The sequence below is a fragment of the Parashewanella tropica genome, assembly GCF_004358445.1.
GTDB lineage: Bacteria > Pseudomonadota > Gammaproteobacteria > Enterobacterales > Shewanellaceae > Parashewanella > Parashewanella tropica.
The window spans coordinates 1,101,263-1,121,381 of sequence record NZ_CP037951.1 but is presented as its reverse complement, the minus strand read 5'-3'; the positions used below and the strand labels follow the sequence as shown (position 1 = coordinate 1,121,381).

The following is a 20,119-nucleotide window of genomic DNA, read 5'->3' as shown; positions in this document are numbered from 1 at the left end:
ACCAAAAGCTTACTGAACACATCATGCTCGAACCAACTGCGAGTGATAGTAGTCCCTTTATTCCCAATCAAGGCTCTCCAACTGCTGCTGACAGAAGGTTAAAGCTTGATGCTCAACCGCATGCTCATGAATATCAACTCGAAGATGGAGACAGAGAATCACAGCATGAATTCCATAGCGCAACGGCTCACTACTCTCCAAAACCTACCTCTTCTTCAACACAATTTTCAGTAGTAAATGGAACTTCGTCTGATCTAAGGCCTCAATACTTTAACAAAGAAGCTTTATTGAGATTCGCAGTAAAACTGGAGAAAAATTACTTTGAACTTGGTATCTACCTCGGCTTACCTTTTAGCTTCGTTGATAACATTAAATTTGATGGTTCCAGAACAAGCGATAAACTTATTAAAGTGTTAACTGAATGGCTTGAAACCTGTGAGACTAGCATTGCCTTTTTAGAAAAAACACTACGTCAAATAGGAGATTTTACGACAGCAGACAAACTAAAAGCACCATCCTGTCAGGCTGAATTACTGTCAGAAACGCCGCAAGGCTATTGCAGAAAAGTGACTATAGACTCCCCAAGCTCTTTACTTTACCAAGCATTACAATTAGATAAGGAAATCGCAGAGTTACAAGAGCAAATTGCGGCCATTAATACGGAACTCACCTCAGCTGCGGCCTTAGTTCAACAATATTCCGACTCTATAAACAACTTATTAATGGAAGTAAACAAACTTGAAAAACAATTAGAAATACCTTTAACAGAGATGCTCTTACCATTGGAAAGCAGAATAGAAAATAGTCAAGAGCACTCAGACGCTGTGCCAGGCTCTAACAATGAAGAAGAATTTACTCCCAGAATCCATTTCCACTTAGGTAATTTAGCTTATTATCTAAAATCTTGTGGTCACAAATGGTTCAATTTTGGTGTACACCTTGGAATACTTTACGACCCACTGAAAGTAATTGAAGATAGTTATTCCCAAATAGATACTCGTCTGATTGCCACCCTTAATCGTTGGCTGAGCAATACCCCATCGCTAACTAAATTACAGCAAGCGCTCAACGCTATTGGAGAGTATGATTTAAGCAAAAAGCTCGATAGCCCTGAAACACAACGACAAGTACTTTGCCCTCTTCCAATGGGTTATGAAAGCTCTGCTTTAGGTAACCCACAAGCATTCAAAGCAGAAATAGAAACAAAACAACTGTCTCTTCAATTACTGTCTCAGCAACATGCAGATTTAATATCGAAAAAACAGGGCCTTCAAGAGATAGCGCAGGAACTTCAACATCAACATGATGAGCTATCTATAAAACTCGTTGAATTAAAAAAACAACTAGCAGCTAAAGAAGAAAAAAGAAAAAGGCAAGTACAGGAAGAACAGCACCACGAATACTTGTCACAGTGGCAGAAGTTGCGCTCAAGAGCAATGGTCACTAGCCCTAAAAAACTGAGCTTAACCGCAGGCCCGTTAGATTCAAAGCAATTAATCGGCCTGCAGCAGCGAAGACAAGAACTCAAATCCCTTGAACATGAACAAACTGAATTATTATCAAAGTTAGAAGCTTTACAGAATCAAGCTCTGCCACACTTAGTAAAGGAGCTGACTTCTACAATCACAGAGTTAAAACAGATACTGGCAACTCAAAAAGATACGATACAAAAAATCACGGCTGCTATGCACATTTTAGATATCGAGATTAAACAAGGAGCTCATAGCCCAACACGTAAAAAACTCTTTGAAGCGGTCAAGCCTTTAAACGGATGTGCTATAGAATTCAGAAACGCCGCGCAATTTTCAGGATATGTCTCCAGTAGCTCAGAAGCTAATTGTGCCAACTATTTTTATGACTGGATTATTGATTTCCAATCAAAACACGATGAAAATACCTACCCTACCGTTGGACTTCTTATTGAAGTCATTAATAAAATGAAGAATGTCGAACAAGTAAAAAAAGAACAGGCTATTGCCAATTTATTAAAACAATTAGAAGACGTTGATTAAAGCCCCTTAATGAACAAAACGATGCTATGAATTACACAGCGTCGTCGTTTTCTTCACCTGTACGAATACGAATAACACGCTCAACATCGGTCACAAAAATCTTTCCGTCACCAATTTTTCCGGTATGAGCTGTTTCGACGATGGTTTCCACCGCTTGATCAAGTAATTCATCCTGTACCACGATGTCGATTTTTACTTTAGGTAAAAAATCGACCATATACTCAGCACCACGATAGAGTTCTGTATGGCCTTTTTGGCGGCCAAAGCCTTTTACTTCTTGGACGGTCATCCCTGTGATCCCAACTTCTGCCAGTGCTTCCCTGACATCATCAAGCTTAAATGGCTTAATGATCGCTTCAACTCTCTTCATCGAAAAACTCTCCGGTCTCGAACATTTTAGACGATTCTAACTCGTAATATTGATACAGGTACAGACCACTCTTTTCATCCATCACACAAAAGGTTAAAATTCATACAAATCTAACATCAAGGATGATGGTATGAAATACAGACATGGAGTAACGTTAGTTGAGCTAGTTATCACTATTGCTATTGCAGCAATTCTTCTTACAATCGGCGTTCCTTCACTAACAAACCTATATGAAGGTACTCGTGCTGACAGTAATATCGAGCGTATCCAAAATACTTTTCACTTCGCCCGTAATCAAGCGATATCTTTAGGTCGACGAGTAAAAGTCTGCCCCTCAGTTGACGATACTTGTACCAGCAATTGGATTCAAGGAGCCATCGTTTTTACTGATGATAATGGTAACCTTAAAAAAGACGGTGATGAAGTGATACTAAACCGTATCCCCGCCTTTAATGATTCAGATCATATCAAAAGCCCACATTCATCTTATACATTTTCAGCAACGGGTTTTCTAGCAAGTCGAGCGGGAAGCTTAACTTATTGCCCGAGTAAAAAAGACCATGAAGCCTCTCAACAAATACGTGTAAATTTCAATGGTAGAATTAGAAGGAATACCAAAAGCGTCAATTGTAAATAAGGTTATTAAGCATTAATTTTTCATCAAGTTCTGGTTTTAATCGCAATAAACTGAATATACTTGTAGTACTTGTAGTTTGCTCAGTAAGTATATCAACAATGAAAATAAATGGATTTACCCTAGTTGAAATGATGATCACCATTGCTGTAGCCGCCATTTTATTAACGGTTGGTGTTCCCTCTTTAACATCTTTTTATCAACAAGTTCGAGCCGAGCAAAACATTAAACAAATTCAATCACTATTAGCTTATGCTCGTAATCAAGCCACCAGCTATCAACGTCCAATTACCATTTGCCCAAAATCAAACTCTATAGGTTCTACTTGCGGCAATGACTGGAAGGGAGGAATGGTCGTATACACCACTATGGGAGCAGCAGGTTCTGGTGGTTCAGGCAGCTCTCCTACCCTAAAAACCTTACGACAACTGTCTAAATTTGATGACAGCGACACGATCAATTTCAAATATACTTCTATCACTTTTAGTGCTGAAGGACTGATTTCGTCTTTTGATGAAAATGAAGTTTCTGCGGACATGGTATATTGCCCCGATAACAAAGCATCTTTAGCTAAAGGCATAAAAATTTTTGCCAGTGGAAGTAATCAACTCCTAAATACCACTCTAACCTGTGCTTCTCCCAAAAATTAAGTCTTATTAGAAGTAGGCTAGCGAAAAGGGTATACTCCTTCCTCTCGTTATGAAGTCTATCTAACCCAAACGGAGCTTTTTTTGACTGCTAGCTACATCCCGCTTGAACGCTATAAACGAAAGTGGATTTTTAATAATCATGAAATCCCTGTTTCAGAGCAAGAAAAACGATTCATTAAGCCCCTAACAGAAAAGGGCTCGATGCAACTCTGGAATCGTTTTATCAGTAACAAAAGCAACCATTCAGAACAATTTACCAAAGGGGACTGGGGAGCGCGTAGCAATAGTTGGAAAAAAGCTGATACATGGCAAACCGCATGGGATAGCCAAGACAATGGCTTACCTCTGTTAATTGCCGAAGATATCAACTGGCCAGATGAAACTTGCGTATATTTTGCTTACGACAAATACAATTTAATTGAAACAAATTGGCTGACTTTCAAAAATAATTGGAAATGCTTTTTGTTTTTTGATGATGGCCCCTTATTGTTTTCAAGTGAGCAGAAACAAGTAATATGGTTTCACCAAAGTGGGGAGTTTCAATTAGGGCATAGAGGTTAGAGCCTGTTTATTTTTGAAAGATTAACATGCCTTAACTGTTGTGCTATTTTGGTAACAGCATAAAATCTAATAAACCTTAACCTTTTGAGGTCACTATGAAAATCGTAAAACTTGTTCTCCCACTTGCTCTGTTAGCAGGAGCATTTCAGATTCAGGCTAAAACCATTGAAGGTGTGAATGTTCCTGAGCAATCAGTTATTGCCGATCAGAGCATGATGCTTAAGGGCGCTGGCGTTAGAAGCAAGTTCTTTTTTGATTTATATGTCGGTAGCCTCTACCTTCCTGACGGTCAGTCTCAGTATGCAAATGCATACAAGCAAGGCCCTGTTGCTATTCGCTTGAACATTATCTCAGACATGATCACCCAAGAAAAAATGCAAGATGCAATTGCAGAGGGGTTTGAGGACGCAACAGACGGTAAAGTAGCACCTATCAAAGCACAAATTGATAAGTTTATGTCGCTTTTTGATTCTGGTATTAAGGTCGGTGATCAATTTACTTTTGTTTCAAATAAAGGCCAAGACGTTGTTGCTTATAAAAACGGTAAACAACTGGCTGATATTCAAAACCAAGCATTTACAAAAGCGTTATTTGATATCTGGCTGGGCGATAAACCAGCTCAACGTAGCTTAAAAAAGAAAATGCTTGGCAAATAGAAGCTTAATAACTGTTGATTTTAATCTAATTCGCCTATGTTAGTTTCATTTGTTGAATGTATTCGTGGGCAATTTCAGGAGTCGTACAGTTTGGTTTTTGGTGCCTATCGGCTTTTAAGTGACCTTTTCTGTGTTTGAGTGCGGCATCTAATTTTTTTGCCGCCTCTGCAATGGCTGGGTACATGACGTCATCTTTACCAGTAGTAGAAATTGCTGCGCCTTCGTAATTCGTTCTAATTTCTACTTCGAACTCTCCATGTTCTTTGGAAATGATCATATCAAGTGAAATAAGACTAGGAAAATGATTGGAAATTTTGGAAAACTTTTCGTTTACGTGTTCTCTTACCGAATCGGTAACATCAACGTGGTGACCGGATAGATTTATTTTCATAGAGTTTCCTTCTTGCGGGGGATGTAGTCTTTGACCCCATCGTTGATACGAACGTTCGTTATATCATCGCCCCAACCTCCTTAATGTGATCTTGGTCACCTAAAATGTGTAACGGATTAGACTAATTCTTACTATCTCTAGCCGATACTAAGCTGCTCCAAAAATTAATCAGACCAGTAGTGTTTCTTATTTTCTCAGACCAAGATATTCCCACAATAAAACCCACACTTGCTCCTAATGTCACACCTAACTCAATAAAACCAGAACCTTGACCAAGTAATACTCCCAAAATGGCACCGATTAACGTAGGTGAGATAACTATCCCAAACCACAAAACAACGGTAATAAAAACGGCGACATACTGCATATGAATCCTTTAAAATCATTTTAATCTCAGCTCAAAACCTAACAGAAAATTAACACAGTTTACACCTAGGAGCATCACTATGACGTTTAAAGCATCAATCGACTGGCTACGACAAGAATCTAACCAAGGTGAATTCAGTCGAGATCATAAAATTGAATTTGGAAGTGGTCAGATTGTAGATGCCTCTTCCGCTCCTGAATACAAAGGTAATATGGAGATGGTTAACCCTGAAGAAAGTCTCCTCGCCGCGCTTTCTTCTTGTCATATGCTCACGTTTCTCGCCATTGCACATTTAAAGCGATTGCCTGTAAAAAGTTATCAAGACAATGCTCAAGCAATATTAGGAAAACTCGAAACAGGCAAGCTTGCAGTAACTGAGATGATATTAGAGCCAGAAGTAACCTTTGTAGAAGGCATTGAAGTCAACGAAGAAACCATACAAAAGATGCATGATAAAGCCCATGCAAACTGTTTTATCGCCAATAGCATAAACAGTAAAGTGACTGTACGCCTATAACACCTAAGAACAAACAGCACCACTATGGGTGCTGTTTATAAATGGTAAAACTATTATTTTTTTAAATATTGCCCTTTAGCATCAAACGGCCAATCAATGCCTAACCACGCTTTTAAAAACGCCTTCTGCGCTTTGGTTGGCTTTTCTACGGCTTTGATTTGTACTTTACCTTCAGGCTTAGAACTCAACTTAAGCTTAAAGCTTTGCAGTCTGTCATCTTTAAATGCAGTAACTTCAATATTGTCACCCGCTTTAAAATCTTCTAAGCGCTTGTTAAACCCTGAAGCCGTCACTTTCAAACCATTAATCGCAACGATTTGATCGCCAGCACCAATGCCTGCTTTCCATGCTGGGCTGCCTTTAGAGACTCTTGCTAGCTTCAAACTGCCCGATGACAAACTCATACCAGAATAAACTTTATCTTTACCAAATTTTAGCTTCAAGCCAGCATTGGCTAGTAACGATGTAAAATCTAAAGTCGAAGGCTCGCTGATATGCGACTTCCACCATGACTCATACGACTTACCCGTCAGGTTTTTAATAATGTGTTTCACATCATTATTGGTATAGCCTTTTGGCAATTTGTAATCGCGATACAGTACACGGTGAACGTCACGGTAGCTGTGTTTTAGCTCAGTGTCATTCAGCATCGACATATCTAACGCCAAAGATGCCATATAGCCTTCAGAGTAAATATTCACACTGTTGTTATGAGCGTAGTCGCCACCCGTTGAGGTCCATTCATTAGCACTTGATTCGGCTACAGACTGAACCTGCTTACCCGGTTTCTTGATGTTACTATCAATACGTTTCGCTAAATCAGCAAAATACTCTTTTGGTGTCATAACACCAGCAGTGAGTAGAAGTTGGTTTTGAAAATAACTGGTTGAGCCTTCAGCTAACCATAATAGTTCTGTTAACTTTGGATGCTGGTAATCGTATTTTGCAATTTCAGCAGGACGATAGGCTTTTACGTTCCATGTATGAATAAACTCATGAGATGCCGTGCTGATAAAACGTAGGTAGTCTTTACGCTCTCTAAACATAAAGCGAGGCAATTGAATAATGGTCGAGTTTAAGTGCTCAGTTGCACCTCTTGCCCCACTGGTTGCGTGAACCATATAAACGTAACGCTTAAATGGGTAGTTATCCCACCAGCGGTGAGCTTGTCCACTGATCTTTTTAAGATCAGTCACAATCTGGTCGATGTTGTAGTTACCTTCTCCCCAAATCACCAATTCATAGTTTCTGCCATCAGCTTTAAAGCTACGGTGATGACTGACCCCCGTTTCAATCGGAGAATCAACTAATACATCATAATTTGGCGCAACAAAGGCATTTTTACCGTCAGACTCTAGTCCTGAGTAGCTTTTCCACTTTTTAGGAACTTTAAGCTCAACGTTTAATTCATCATTTCTGAACTCAGGGCTATACATAAACACCGCACTGGCATCTAGATAAGCGTGAGTGCTGCTAATATGGCGAGTACGCGTTCCTAATTCATTTGCATATAAGTTGTAGCTAACAGTAACCTTAGAGGGTTTATCTAGCTCAACTTGCCAAGTTCCCGTTTCCGTTCGAGCCCAATCTAAAACCTTTCCTCCCTCATCCTTGGCGACAAAATTACGAACACCATCGCCAGTAGGTAGTACTTTGTACTTACCTGTTCTCCAAACAGGAAGGCTGACCGTCAAGTCATCAGAATTCACTTTAGGAAAAGTCACCTCAACTTTCGCCATATGGTGTTCAGGCTGAGTTAAATCAATTTTATAAGTAACTTGAGAAAATACCGGAGCAGAGAACAGTAGAGTAGCGGGAAGCCAATATTTGTTGCCAATGTTCACAAATCTATCCTTATTATTTTTTAGCACACTAACTACGAGCAATTATATCAATCTCAGCTCAAATTCAATAATCAGAATCACAATTCATAGGATCTTTTAAAAATATTCATATTAAAGTCATTAAATAATTACACAAATACTCAACAATTATCACAAACAATGATTGACCAGAATATTCATTTCGATACCATTAGATCTTGGTCTTTATGCTATTTGCTGAGTTTATACAGAAGCTCAACGTAGAACTTGTGATAACGGTAACAAACTCTAACAAAAAATAATCGAAATGTTTGACAACAAGACAAGACCTACGAGAATGAGTCATTTTACTCACGCTCATCTACATCGAGTATAAATTTTTAGTAGCCTTTGAGAAAGGAAGCAGATTATGAAGGATACTGCAGTAAAAGTTGCAACAGACGAACTAAAACAACAACTTTTAGATAGCAAAAAGGAATTAAAAGCGGTACTTCAAGATAGAGACAATAAATACAACCGCCTGTTAAGTTTTATCTCTGATCTCAGCATCGCCAGTAAAGGCCAAAACTTTGAGCTCGATAATAAGCTTGCCAAATTGCGCCGACAATTAACCAAGTTTGAAGATATCGATACCTATCAGCAAGAAATCAACGATATTGAACGTACGTTACAAACTCAGCATCGTCAATTAAGCTCTTTTCTCGATGAAAGCCGACATGGTCTAACTCGAGTTGCCAGCCAACTGCAGCGAGTAAAATCCCTCCCTGATGAAAATAAACGAGAGCTGATTTATTTCAAAAATGAAATGAAAAAACCATTTCATACGGTTTGGGAATATTTACCAAAAATTGAGCAGCTTATTTCGCATTATGAAAAAGTCCTAGAGCTACAATTCCAACAAGATCTTGAATTCGAACTTGAAGATAAGCATATTGCGCTAGCTCGTGAGCTTCATACCATCATTGACGATTTAGAGTTTAAGCCAGAGCAGCGAGATAAGGTTTCTACCATACAAGCCGTTTTAACCGACAACGTTGACTTTAATGAATTAATATCAGCCTATCACGTTATTTTAAGTTTGGTGGTCGATAATTTATTGCGCGAGAAGAACTCTGCCCAAGAGTTTTTAAGTATCTTAAACCAAACCCTTTCAACGGTTGGTGACATTACCAATACGGTACAAGTCCAAAGTGATAAGTGCCATATTATCCATCAAGAGTTGAATCAGGCCGCGAGTAACCATATCACTAACGTTGGCGTCTCTCTCTCTATCACCCATGATATAGATGAGCTAAAACAGCAGATTCGAGGCCAATTAGGTCAGCTACAAGCAGTACTGACTCAAAAGCAGAAAATTGAACAAAGGGATAAGCAACAACTCCAACACTCAATAGACTCGATGCGTAAAGAGTTGAGCCAGTTAACAGATGAAGTTTCTCATTACAAAGATAAGCTGCAAGAGCAGCAAAAACTTAACTTGCTCGATCCTCTCACCCAGCTGCCAAACCGCACGGCACTCGAGGAAAAGCTAAACATTGAATACCAAAAGGTGAAACGCCAACAAACGGATCTATGGGTTGCTGTGGCTGATGTCGATCACTTCAAAGTCATTAACGATAACTTTGGACACAGTACTGGTGATAAAACCTTACAAGTGATCGCAAAAGGGATTAAAAGTGCGTTAAGAGACAGCGAATTCGTTGCGCGTTATGGCGGTGAAGAATTTGTTTTACTTTTACCAGATGTTAGCAATGACAATATCAAGCCACTATTATCAAGAGTAAAAGATAGAATTAAAAGTATCCCATTTAAATTTAAAGGCCAACCTATCACAGTCACACTTTCAATCGGAGCAGCCAAAGTCTCTGCAGGAGAAGATGTTGATAGCACGTTTAATCGTGCAGATGCGGCACTGTACCAAGCCAAAGATCAAGGTAGGGATAGAGTCATCATCGATTTCTGATTTGCGGCCTTTTAGAAAGCACATCATTGTTACTTGGAGGAAATATGAGAAAATACATCAGTCCCCGAGGCAGTATGGAGCTAATGTCTCAATTCGAGGTAAAGCGACTTAAACACAGTGCGTCAAGCGAGTTATACCAGCTATTCCGACGTTGCTCCTTGGCCGTATTATGTGCAGGTTTACAATCTGACAGTGATGAAGACCTCTTCTCTCTCCACCAAGATTTTGAAATCCACGTTATTCAACAAGCTCGTGGTGTAAAGCTTGAGTTGGTCAACCCTCCTGCTCAAGCATTTGTCGATGGCAAAATCATTGCCGGTACTCAAGAATTACTATTCAGTGTACTTCGCGATATTGTCTACTTAAGTAACAAGTACGATAACATTAAAAATTTAGACCTTAGCAACCCCTCCCACATCACTAACGTAGTATTCGATATTTTACGCAACGCTAAGGCCATTGCTAAACGAAGTTTCCCTAATATCGTGGTTTGCTGGGGTGGTCATAGTATTAGACAGCATGAGTACCTCTACACGAAAGAGGTAGGTTATCAAATGGGACTTCGAGGTCTCGATATTTGCACAGGCTGTGGACCCGGTGCCATGAAAGGCCCCATGAAAGGGGCAACAATCGGTCATGCTAAACAACGAAATTATCAAGCTCGTTATATCGGTTTAACTGAACCAAGTATCATCGCCTCTGAGCCACCTAATCAAATCGTTAATGAACTGGTCACTCTCCCTGATATTGAAAAACGGTTAGAAGCCTTTATTCGACTTGGTCATGGGGTAGTCATATTTCCTGGAGGAGCTGGCACAGCCGAAGAGCTTCTCTATTTACTGGGTATTTTGCTGGATCCCAAAAACAAGGATTATCCTGTTCCAGTCGTATTAACAGGCCCAACAGAGTCAGCCGATTACTTCAAAGAAATAGACGATTTTATCGGTAATACACTTGGCACCGAAGCTCAAAATAAATATCAAATCATTATTGATGATCCTAAAGCCGTTGCTCAACTTATGGCTACAAGTATGAGTGATGTTAAACAGTACCGTCGCTCCACAAACGACTCATATCACTTTGCTTGGGAGCTATACATCGATCCACAATTTCAGCAACCTTTTATACCTACCCATAAGAATGTCGGTGAGCTAACACTTGAGTTTGATATGGAAAAAGCAGAATTGGCCGCTAACTTAAGACGTGCTTTTTCAGCGGTAGTAGCGGGTAATGTTAAAGGTGAAACCATTCAGCTCATTAAGGAACATGGACCTTTTCATATTAATGGAGATAAAAAATTAATGGCGATGATGGACAAGCTACTTTCTGCATTTGTAGATCAACAAAGAATGAAACTACCGGGCAGTAAATACACACCTTGCTATCAGGTGAACAAATGAATCGACTGCTGATTATTGACGCCCTTAACCTGATCCGTCGGATGCATGCAACTCAGCCAGATGAATCCGATATGAATGCTCTGTGTCTGAGATTAGTGTCGGCAACCCAAAAGCTGATCAAATATCACTCCCCTACTCATCTAGTGTTTGTTTGGGAAGGCAGTCAAGAGTCATGGCGCAAGGAGCTTTATCAAGACTACAAAAAAGGTCGTAAGCCTATGCCTGAAGCGTTAACAAAAGGGCTTGAGCAGATAAAAAATGAATTTGATGGTCGAGGTTGGCACAACCTAACCGCAGAATCGGAAGCGGATGATGCGATTGCAACACTCGCAACCAAATTAGCTGAACACGATGGTGAAGCTGTTATTGTTTCAACTGATGCTGGTTTTAGCCAGTTATTACACCCAAGTATTAAACAGTGGGATCACTATGCCCAGCAATATTTTGATGTTCAAAAGCTAGAGCAGAAATATGGTGTTGAGCAAAATCAATTTTTAGAATTTTGGGCTCTAGCTGGTTCAAGTGGCAATAAGATCCCAGGTATTGCAGGCATAGGTCCAAAATCTGCAGCTGAACTTTTAAAGACTTTTCGTAGTATTGCTAATATCTACAATTCTCTGGACACACTGGGCGAGAAACAAGCCAAAAAACTCGCTGATGGGAAGGAAATGGCTCGAATCAGCTATAAACTTTCAAAAATGGTTACAAACTCTCCATTGAAAGCTCGATTAAGTGACTTTAGAATAAATTAAAATAAAAGAATACGGACATCAAAATGAAGTCAAAAGTACCCCTTATCGTTGGCATCGGTTTTGCGGTTTATACCGTTTTTGTTGCTGTTGCCATGACAAATTATGAGCCCAAAATATCAGATATGGACTGGGAAGATAGGCAAGCTCATAACCAACACGCCCTTACCCAACTGAGCCTAGGTCAACATATTGAACTCGTCAGAAGTAAGCTAGGAACCGCAGATTTCAGTGAAGCCAAGGTCAGTGATGGTAAAAAAATGTTAGTGTTGTTTTATCGGACTCATAAAGGTAAATCTGACGGTAAGACCACCAGAGATGAGTGTACGCCGCTATTATTCGTAAATGATCACTTAGCAGCGTGGGGCACGGATACCTTCCAACAATACCTTGATGCAGAGTTAACAATTTAAATAATCCAATTTGTTAACCCATATAAAATAAGGTAAAACAACGTCATTAGATCTTGTTTTCATGAGCAAATTGCATGTATTGGATCATCACCAAATATTTAATCACAGCGGCTGTAATTGTTGCTGTGTCTGAAATAGCTAAACGTAGTGACAAGCTTGGAGCACTTACCGCCGCCTTGCCCATGGTCACAATCCTAGCGCTTATTTGGATGAATATTGAAGGTCAGAGTACCGAAAAACTCGATAATCATGCTTGGTATACCTTTTGGTATGTTGTTCCTACTCTTCCTATGTTTCTTGCATTTCCATACCTTCATGCTCGATTCAGTTTTTGGATAACCCTAGGCATTTGTGCACTCATTTCAATTGTGTGTTTTTGGGGATTCTCATGGTTTGCCAAACTATTTGGCGTAAATTTGCTTTAAACATTTTCTAATAAAACACCGCCAGTTGGCGGTGTTTTTGTATCAAGTTGTCGATCAGTTCTTCTTGTACTCGTAGTAAGGCTCACCTTGACTTAGCCATTTCGGCGCAGGCTTACCTTTTAGATAATGATCGAAATACTGCATCATCTTAATAGAATAATCCAATTTATTTGGATATTGCTTCAAATGATGAGGCTCATTTTGATATTGCAGCATAACGACATCTTTACCTGCTCGGCGCATGGCTAAGTACATCTCAACCCCTTGCTCCCACGGCACGGCACCATCTTTATCACCAAACATGATCATCATCGGCGTGTGGATTCTATCCGCATAGAATACTGGTGAGTTTTCGATGTACTTTAATGGATCAGCATAAAGCGGTTTACCAATACGACTTTGTCCTGTTTCATATTGGAACTGGCGTGCTAAACCAGAGGCATGACGAATACCACTGTAAGCACTGGTCATATTTGAAACGGGTGCACCACTCACTGCTGCGGCAAAGATATTGGTTTGCGTCACAGCATAAGCGGTTTGATAACCCGCCCAAGAGTGCCCTTGAATACCAATGGCTTTCGGATCTGCCACTCCTATATCAATTAAATGCTGTACACCTGAAGTCAGTGCCTTAACCGATGATGGTCCCGGATAACCCACTTCAAAACGAATATCCGGCAAGAATACCGCATAACCATTGTCGACAAACCAAGCAAAATTTGGTCTGTGGTTGATCTTCATATCAGGAAATGAATGTAAACGGTCGCTCATAAAGCGGTAGTAATACACAAGCACGGGTACACGTTTGCCGTCTTGATAATTTGCAGGCTTGATAAGCACGCCATCTAATGGCTTACCATCAGAGTTGGTCCACTGAACTAACTCAGAACTCCCCCAGTTGAATGGCTCAATCTGTTTATTCAGATCAGTTTGTTGCTCGGCTTGCTGGGGATTTAAGTAATCTTTCGCTGCAAATAGATCAGGAAACAGATCATAACGCTCTTTAGAGTAAACTAAAGTCTTGGCATCTTTACTACGCGCAAGTACCTTTAGCTTCACGGGTTCTGCGGACAATTGCTCAGTGCCACCAGCTAAGTTAAGACGATAAAAATCATCAGACTTAGTTCGGTCGTTATAGCCTTTTAACAACACCTTCTCATCAGACTTCAACCATGTTGGTACATCCGATTTAGGCAATCCTGTAACTCGAAATTGAACACCCTGCTTACGACCATTCGTCAATTTGGTCATTTTGCCATTGGCAATATCTAAGCGCCAAACATCATATTTGTCATAAACTAAAACCGCTTTTTCACCATCAATCCAAGGTCCAAAACCATATCCGGGAGGATTAGATGGATAATCGTGATCTTCGTTGGCAAATCCAACTTTTAAGCCTTTAGACACATTTGTTTTGGTTTTATTGGCAACATCATAAAGATAAATATTTCCTAGGTAGTAATAAGCTAAGTAATTCCCTTCTGGCGATAAAGACGGCTGCCAATAAGTTGGGTATTGAGTCAAAACCTTAGTTTGTTTACCTGAGCCGATATCCACAAGGTAGTAATCACTATAGAACCCAGCCCAAGTGATCATTTTTTGATAGGGCTTATCGGTTTTTGCCAATAGTCGAGTAGGCTGCTCACTCATTTGAACATTTTTGACCTTAGGATCAGCAAGTTGAGTAATTGCCTGTTTGCCAAGATCCAATACCGCCAAATAAGTACGCTTTAACTCATTTTTATATTGCTTGATTTCATTCGGCTTGATCAGTGGATCTTCACCATTCCACACTCTTAGCTTGCGCTCATCATCAATGATATTGATATTGTATAAATCATTAGCCGTTTTAATTTTAGCTAATTTTAACTGTTGACTGACTTCCGGCACACGGCCGAAGAACAAGCGAGAACTGTCTTTAGAAAACGAGAGTTTACTGTAGCGGTTAAGCTTCCAATCGTTAGTACTGGCAAAAGAAGTGATGTTACCGTCTTCCAGTGACACGAGGTTTAACTGATATTCACGACCATAAGGTAAGTCTTCAGCTTTGCCTGCAGTAAATGCAGCCCATTTTCCATCGTTTGATGTTGCCACACTACCAAGTTGCAGGGTATCAGAGTTGAACAATGACTTTGCTTGGTTACTTGCCAAATCGATACGCTCTAATTTATGCTGTTTATCTTTAACATTATTAATCGCCAGCACTAAACCTTTACCAGCCTTATCAAACTGGTAGGAGGTAACGTTTTTGAATTCGGTATCGGTACCTTTTTGTAGAGCTAACAGCTTTACGGTATAGCCTTTGTCGAATTTATCGACTTTAGGCTGCTTTTTATCTTCGCCTTTAGACTCTGCTTTTTTGTCTTTTTCCGCTTCGTCTTTATTTTTACTTTTACTGAAACCATCTAAACGAACCAACAAATGTGAGCCAGCCTCGTTAAATTCAAACGATTTAACCTTTTTAAATACCTTCTGCTCACCGGTTTGAGTATCAAGTAAGATAAGCCCTGCTTTTAGTTTTTTCTTTTGCTTGGCATCTGCAGTTGCACGCTTTAAAAGCGGAACTGTTTTGACCATCGCTACAAATCGACCATCAGCACTGACTTTGGGACGAGCTGCATCTTGAATATCAAAGTGCTTTTGTGACGAAAGTAACTTCACAATGACTCGACTATCGCCTCTATCAGGCTTAGCTTCAACAGCCAATGTTAAGCCATTATCTGAAATGACTGGCTTAGTTAAAGACTCAAATTTCATTATATCTTGGAGTGTCAGCGGCTTAGCAGCCTCACTCACAGGAACCATGGCTACCGAAGCTGTAACCATGAGCGCAGCGGCGAGTTTAGAAACCTTCACTTTCGTCCTCTCTTATTGTGAATTGGGAGTGGTTTTAACTGAATAGTCTCACAATATTCAAAAAAGAACGATATGGGTCACTATTTTCTGTAAAAAAAAGTGAAATCTGTTTAAAATATGTGGTCATACCATGCTGTCATAATTTTATTTTGGTTGCATAAACAATCAAAACATTGACATCCATTTGCACAATAAATGAAAAAATAAGCTGTTGAAGGAAATTTCATGTCTAAACGTACAATTACCGTGATCCCTGGCGACGGGATTGGTCCAAGCATTATTGATTCTGCTCTAAAAATCCTAGATAAAGTCGGTTGTGATTTTGAATATGAATTTGCTGATGCTGGTTTAGTCGCTCTAGAGAAGCACGGTGAACTACTTCCGCAACAAACTCTAGATTTGATCGAGAAAAATAAGATCACCCTTAAAGGTCCATTAACGACTCCTGTTGGCGGTGGCTTTACTTCTATCAACGTGACTTTGCGTAAAAAATTCTCTCTATACGCAAACGTTCGTCCAGTGCACTCATTTAAAGGCACTCAAGCTCGTTACGAAGACATCGATATCATCACTATTCGTGAAAACACGCAAGGCATGTACTCAGGTCTTGGTCAAACCGTTTCTGAAGATGGCTGCACAGCAGAAGCAATGTCAGTTATCACTCGTGAAGGTGCTGAAAAAATTGCCACTTTCGCTTATGAGCTAGCTCGTAACGAAAACCGCAAAAAAGTAACCATCGTTCACAAAGCGAACATCATGAAGTCAACTTCTGGTCTATTCCTTAAAGTAGCGAAAGAAGTGGGTGAGAAATATCCAGACATCGAAACAGAAGAAATGATCGTTGATGCTACTTGCATGAAGTTAGTTATGAACCCAGAAAACTTCGACGTGATAGTTACCACTAACCTATTCGGTGACATTCTGTCTGATCTATGTGCTGGTCTTGTTGGTGGCCTAGGTATGGCGCCTGGTGCGAACATTGGTAAAGATGCAGCAATCTTTGAAGCTGTTCATGGTTCAGCTCCTGACATCGCTGGTCAAAACTTAGCGAACCCAACCTCTGTTATCCTAGCGTCTATTCAAATGTTAGAGCACTTAGGTATGGCAGATAAAGCTGAGAAAATTCGTAAAGCTGTGGCTGATGTGATTGAGTCTGGTGACCGCACTACTCGTGATTTAGGTGGTTCTCACGGTACTACTGATTTCACCGATGCAGTATTAGAAAGACTATAAGTTTATAGTTTTCACATCTGGTAAATAGCCTCGACTCGTTCGGGGCTTTTTTATGGTTCTCGTTTCTTTAACACGTCGTAAACGAATTTCAAAAGATTATCATCAAGCTCTTTGCCAATAATATCCTTTGGTTTGAGCCCCATGGCATAGAAGTACTGCCTGAGCTCTTGGTACTGTGCCGCATGTTTCATGGCTTGGCTTTCATCCGAAAAATCTTGCTCTAGAAAAGAAAGAGTCAATACAAAAAACGTCTCCATCAAGCGACAGCGACGTAGATGTTTAGCTTTAGGTGATTTTTCATCATCCTGATGAGTATGATAAAGCCGTTTCAAGTGGTTTAAAGCTGTAATACCTGCTCTGGAAATCGAGATACTCGCCCCTACTGCTATCCCAGCTTCTGCTGTTACGCCTCCTAACTTTAGTCCTTCTCCTAGAATCCCACCTAGATCAAAGGCAATGTCACAAGCATTTTTTAAAATACGTTTACCACAAACACTCTTAAGCTCTCTAACCAGTTCATAACGCCTTGCTTCTAATATGTCGTCATCTGACTCTTGATATAGCCTTTGTGAACGACGGAGTGTCGGAGCCGTCTGCGTAAAATATTCCATTTCCGTTATAGAAGTTTTTCTAGCTTCTGATTTATCAAACATAACTCGTAGTACCGGATCCGTAACTAAGGAATCCTTTAATCGATCTTTCATTTCACACAATTCACTGTATGAGAATGCATTATCCGCTAAATAAATCGCTCTCTCCGTTATGCTCATGATATTGAAAAGAATACCTAATCCAGGAATGGCCTCAGCGAGGCCTACTGTAGAATGCCCAACTAACTCCAAAATACCTTTTGTGGCTTTTAGCAGGTTTCTTATAATTCTGAGCAATTGCTTTGCAAATCCAGCACCTTTTTTTAGAATATCAACGGCCCCAATACTTTCTAACTTTCCAAGCGCTGGCTCACCTTCATAAAACTCCTTCACTAAATGACAAATATCAATGACCATGTGTAAAGCCTCATTGATACTACTTTGAATATCATTGACCACTCCACAACCATTTGCGATACCTTCGGCAACCGCCTTAACGGTTCCTTGCCCAACGAGAGTGACCATCCCACCTGCAACTTCCCCAGCCCCTAGCACTATACCCAAACCAGCAGATGCAGAGTTAATAGCAGCATCAATACTCTTTACATCCCATCCTTTTATTACGTCACGCCCTTCTAGAATTAACTGAGCCAATTGGCCAACTTGCTGCATGACTTCTGATGCTTGTTCAAGTTCACCTTCCATATGAAAACTTTCAAGGTTAGTCGTCATACGGGAAATAGCCGTTTGGTAGCCCCCCATAGCACTGGTTTCTGCTAGGTTTCTATGTTTTCCTTGAAACGAAGTAAGTTGTTCATGAACTAATTTTTTAGCTTCTTCCCATTCCTTTTGTGCCGCTTGCTTTTCTTTTTTATGCTCTTCGCTTAACTTTTTTTCTATTAAAAATAAAGTGGGATCCCAGCCCGCTTTTTTTTGCGCATTTGCTGTTCTAATTTTTGAAAATGCTTGCTTCCATTGCGCCACTTCTTTCTTTACTTCTCCTTCTGTACTAAAGGTATCACTGTAATGCGGTGACGCTGTAGGTTCAAAAGACATAGGTGCGCTATTGGGAGAGGTTGCGAGTGGAGAGTTGGGGTGCAAACTTGCCCTTCGAGACTTCAAGGCTTTACGACATAACTCTCTGGTTTCAGAGACTTCCTTGGCACGCTTTTCGGTGCTTTTCTTTTGTTGTTGATACTTCCTAAAAATTAAAATTTTCTTTTTAACATTTTCTAGTTCTACACCTTTTAGCTCTCTAATTGGCAAAATACCCACACCTGATGAAGTTGAAGAAAATCCAGAAGACCTTCTGCGATAATCAGATATTGGAACAACTTCGTTGAATAATAATGGGTCCTCGCTTACAGAAGGTAGTCTCCCTAACAATTTACGCTCTACTTTTTTTCTTATGTGCTCAAGCCTCACGCTTTCTATAGCATGCTTGGTACGAGTAACAAACTTTCGCAATTGACTTGGCGATGATGTTTCTTGTTCCTCTACCTTTAATGCCTCGTACCCCCTCTTATCCTCCAGAAGAGTGTTACCACGCATAGTTGCAACAGCAGCCTTAACCTTTGAGTGCACACTTTCTTCTTCAATGACTTCAGGAATGTCCACCATATCTCCGGACTTAACCTTCGGATTGGAACTCCTTCTTACATGCATTCTTTCCAGTGTCTGAAAATCAAATACAGTGACGAGCTTTGGTGAGCCTGTATTGATAAATAGATCATCCTCTAACTCTTCATTTTCAGGAATACCAAAAACTTCAACGACATGCCCTATTTCACTATCAATGAGTTCATGTAATAGCTCTTCTGAATACAACTCAGTTTCTCGGGCTAAAAAAACCAATAATGGTTCACCCTTTATCTCAATATTTTTGGCTGCCCCATCTAAGGCTAATTTGTGCAGAATGTTCTGTCGAAGTGTTTTAAAGCAATCCCACTGTTTGTGAAGTGCAAACTCAATAATTGCATCACCGTCATCATCTACTGCCAATAGATCAGCCTGAGGGAGCAACAAAAAAATAGTCTCGAAAAGGAAATCAAGATTTTCTGTATCTTCAGAAAGTTCTTGGGAAAATAGCAGGTGCAGTAATGTCTCACCTTTCGAGGATTGACATTGCACAACGGAGCTCATGCCGTTTCGTTTTAAATGAGCGGTAAAAAGCCTTAGTTTGCTGTAATCTCCACTTTTAGCTAAATGAACTAGAAAAGGCTCACCATCCACGGGGAAATCTAAGCGTGTACAAGGTCTAGCAATTAACAATTCGACGGCTTGTTCTGTGCTTCCGCTAAATAGAAGCTCTTTATCTTCTTCATAAAATGTACTTTGCTGCCTCAACAGTTTTGAGTTAGGTGGCGGTGGGAGGATTGGAACTTGAGTAGTGGACATTTTTGATTTTACAAAGGACGGAATAGGCTCTTGTACCATAGAGATATTTATCCATGCACTTTATATGGGCGCCAATACAGCCAAGCTTAAGCTCTGTAAAAATAATGTATGT

At 40.0% G+C, this 20,119-nt stretch carries 18 protein-coding genes; 12 read left to right on the top strand and 6 right to left on the bottom strand.

What is annotated here, in order from left to right:
- Positions 1-23: 23 nt before the first annotated feature.
- Positions 24-2,012, top strand: a complete 1,989-nt coding sequence (locus E2H97_RS04650; RefSeq protein WP_133406057.1) for a coiled-coil domain-containing protein — start codon at positions 24-26, stop codon at positions 2,010-2,012.
- A 31-nt stretch (positions 2,013-2,043) separates the two neighbouring features.
- On the opposite strand, the gene glnB is transcribed toward E2H97_RS04650, so the two are convergent.
- Positions 2,044-2,382, bottom strand: a complete 339-nt coding sequence (gene glnB, locus E2H97_RS04645) for a nitrogen regulatory protein P-II (protein WP_133406056.1) — start codon at positions 2,380-2,382, stop codon at positions 2,044-2,046.
- Between the two features lie 130 nt (positions 2,383-2,512).
- Between glnB and E2H97_RS04640 the strand changes: the two genes are divergently transcribed.
- From E2H97_RS04640 to E2H97_RS04625, 4 genes are all read left to right on the top strand, one after another.
- Positions 2,513-3,019, top strand: coding sequence for a GspH/FimT family pseudopilin (locus E2H97_RS04640; protein ID WP_133406055.1), 507 nt, complete (start codon positions 2,513-2,515; stop codon positions 3,017-3,019).
- A 98-nt stretch (positions 3,020-3,117) separates the two neighbouring features.
- Entirely contained in the window at positions 3,118-3,666 is a 549-nt protein-coding gene (locus E2H97_RS04635; protein WP_133406054.1) for a GspH/FimT family pseudopilin, read from the top strand.
- 81 nt (positions 3,667-3,747) lie between these two features.
- Entirely contained in the window at positions 3,748-4,227 is a 480-nt protein-coding gene (locus tag E2H97_RS04630; protein WP_133406053.1) for a DUF2947 domain-containing protein, read from the top strand.
- A gap of 95 nt (positions 4,228-4,322) precedes the next feature.
- On the top strand, positions 4,323-4,883 hold the full coding sequence (locus E2H97_RS04625) for a chalcone isomerase family protein (RefSeq protein ID WP_133406052.1): 561 nt from the start codon (positions 4,323-4,325) through the stop codon (positions 4,881-4,883).
- Between the two features lie 34 nt (positions 4,884-4,917).
- On the opposite strand, the gene hpf is transcribed toward E2H97_RS04625, so the two are convergent.
- Both hpf and E2H97_RS04615 read right to left on the bottom strand, forming a co-directional pair.
- The gene (gene hpf / locus E2H97_RS04620; RefSeq protein WP_133406051.1) at positions 4,918-5,274 is read right to left on the bottom strand and encodes a ribosome hibernation-promoting factor, HPF/YfiA family; all 357 of its coding nucleotides are present in this window, start codon (positions 5,272-5,274) and stop codon (positions 4,918-4,920) included.
- Positions 5,275-5,395: 121 nt separating this feature from the next.
- Entirely contained in the window at positions 5,396-5,641 is a 246-nt protein-coding gene (locus tag E2H97_RS04615) for a hypothetical protein (RefSeq protein WP_133406050.1), read from the bottom strand.
- A 79-nt stretch (positions 5,642-5,720) separates the two neighbouring features.
- Between E2H97_RS04615 and E2H97_RS04610 the strand changes: the two genes are divergently transcribed.
- A complete protein-coding gene (locus E2H97_RS04610; protein ID WP_133406049.1) occupies positions 5,721-6,158 on the top strand; it encodes an OsmC family protein in 438 nt (145 codons plus the stop codon).
- 53 nt (positions 6,159-6,211) lie between these two features.
- Here the strand turns inward: E2H97_RS04610 and E2H97_RS04605 are convergent, their stop codons facing one another.
- Positions 6,212-8,002, bottom strand: coding sequence for a M61 family metallopeptidase (locus tag E2H97_RS04605; RefSeq protein ID WP_246029056.1), 1,791 nt, complete (start codon positions 8,000-8,002; stop codon positions 6,212-6,214).
- Between the two features lie 388 nt (positions 8,003-8,390).
- On the opposite strand from E2H97_RS04605, the gene E2H97_RS04600 reads away from it, so the two are divergent.
- The 5 genes from E2H97_RS04600 to E2H97_RS04580 all read left to right on the top strand — a co-directional run bounded on the left by E2H97_RS04600 (position 8,391) and on the right by E2H97_RS04580 (position 12,931).
- Entirely contained in the window at positions 8,391-9,944 is a 1,554-nt protein-coding gene (locus tag E2H97_RS04600) for a sensor domain-containing diguanylate cyclase (RefSeq protein WP_133406048.1), read from the top strand.
- 44 nt (positions 9,945-9,988) lie between these two features.
- The gene (ppnN, locus tag E2H97_RS04595; RefSeq protein WP_133406047.1) at positions 9,989-11,344 is read left to right on the top strand and encodes a nucleotide 5'-monophosphate nucleosidase PpnN; all 1,356 of its coding nucleotides are present in this window, start codon (positions 9,989-9,991) and stop codon (positions 11,342-11,344) included.
- Positions 11,341-12,096: a flap endonuclease Xni gene (gene xni, locus E2H97_RS04590; RefSeq protein ID WP_133406046.1), complete on the top strand. Its 756-nt coding sequence runs from the start codon at positions 11,341-11,343 to the stop codon at positions 12,094-12,096. The genes ppnN and xni overlap by 4 nt, the downstream gene beginning before the upstream one ends.
- Before the next feature lie 23 nt (positions 12,097-12,119).
- Positions 12,120-12,506, top strand: a complete 387-nt coding sequence (locus E2H97_RS04585) for a DUF3192 domain-containing protein (protein WP_133406045.1) — start codon at positions 12,120-12,122, stop codon at positions 12,504-12,506.
- Positions 12,507-12,580: 74 nt separating this feature from the next.
- Positions 12,581-12,931, top strand: a complete 351-nt coding sequence (locus E2H97_RS04580; protein ID WP_133406044.1) for a DUF3147 family protein — start codon at positions 12,581-12,583, stop codon at positions 12,929-12,931.
- Positions 12,932-12,985: 54 nt separating this feature from the next.
- Here E2H97_RS04580 and E2H97_RS04575 read toward each other — a convergent pair whose 3' ends face one another.
- The gene (locus tag E2H97_RS04575) at positions 12,986-15,757 is read right to left on the bottom strand and encodes a S9 family peptidase (RefSeq protein WP_133408571.1); all 2,772 of its coding nucleotides are present in this window, start codon (positions 15,755-15,757) and stop codon (positions 12,986-12,988) included.
- Between the two features lie 255 nt (positions 15,758-16,012).
- Here E2H97_RS04575 and E2H97_RS04570 point away from each other — a divergent pair, with 255 nt between their 5' ends.
- Positions 16,013-17,020: an isocitrate dehydrogenase gene (locus tag E2H97_RS04570; protein WP_133406043.1), complete on the top strand. Its 1,008-nt coding sequence runs from the start codon at positions 16,013-16,015 to the stop codon at positions 17,018-17,020.
- Positions 17,021-17,070: 50 nt separating this feature from the next.
- On the opposite strand, the gene E2H97_RS04565 is transcribed toward E2H97_RS04570, so the two are convergent.
- Positions 17,071-20,007, bottom strand: coding sequence for a hypothetical protein (locus E2H97_RS04565; RefSeq protein ID WP_133406042.1), 2,937 nt, complete (start codon positions 20,005-20,007; stop codon positions 17,071-17,073).
- Positions 20,008-20,119 lie beyond the last annotated feature (112 nt).

Coding starts and splice junctions, on each gene's coding strand:
- E2H97_RS04650 (WP_133406057.1), top strand. CDS start 24: ATGCTCGAACCAACTGCGAGTGATAGTAGTCCCTTTATTCCCAATCAA.
- glnB (WP_133406056.1), bottom strand. CDS start 2,382: ATGAAGAGAGTTGAAGCGATCATTAAGCCATTTAAGCTTGATGATGTC.
- E2H97_RS04640 (WP_133406055.1), top strand. CDS start 2,513: ATGAAATACAGACATGGAGTAACGTTAGTTGAGCTAGTTATCACTATT.
- E2H97_RS04635 (WP_133406054.1), top strand. CDS start 3,118: ATGAAAATAAATGGATTTACCCTAGTTGAAATGATGATCACCATTGCT.
- E2H97_RS04625 (WP_133406052.1), top strand. CDS start 4,323: ATGAAAATCGTAAAACTTGTTCTCCCACTTGCTCTGTTAGCAGGAGCA.
- hpf (WP_133406051.1), bottom strand. CDS start 5,274: ATGAAAATAAATCTATCCGGTCACCACGTTGATGTTACCGATTCGGTA.
- E2H97_RS04615 (WP_133406050.1), bottom strand. CDS start 5,641: ATGCAGTATGTCGCCGTTTTTATTACCGTTGTTTTGTGGTTTGGGATA.
- E2H97_RS04610 (WP_133406049.1), top strand. CDS start 5,721: ATGACGTTTAAAGCATCAATCGACTGGCTACGACAAGAATCTAACCAA.
- E2H97_RS04600 (WP_133406048.1), top strand. CDS start 8,391: ATGAAGGATACTGCAGTAAAAGTTGCAACAGACGAACTAAAACAACAA.
- ppnN (WP_133406047.1), top strand. CDS start 9,989: ATGAGAAAATACATCAGTCCCCGAGGCAGTATGGAGCTAATGTCTCAA.
- xni (WP_133406046.1), top strand. CDS start 11,341: ATGAATCGACTGCTGATTATTGACGCCCTTAACCTGATCCGTCGGATG.
- E2H97_RS04585 (WP_133406045.1), top strand. CDS start 12,120: ATGAAGTCAAAAGTACCCCTTATCGTTGGCATCGGTTTTGCGGTTTAT.
- E2H97_RS04580 (WP_133406044.1), top strand. CDS start 12,581: ATGTATTGGATCATCACCAAATATTTAATCACAGCGGCTGTAATTGTT.
- E2H97_RS04575 (WP_133408571.1), bottom strand. CDS start 15,757: ATGGTTACAGCTTCGGTAGCCATGGTTCCTGTGAGTGAGGCTGCTAAG.
- E2H97_RS04570 (WP_133406043.1), top strand. CDS start 16,013: ATGTCTAAACGTACAATTACCGTGATCCCTGGCGACGGGATTGGTCCA.
- E2H97_RS04565 (WP_133406042.1), bottom strand. CDS start 20,007: ATGTCCACTACTCAAGTTCCAATCCTCCCACCGCCACCTAACTCAAAA.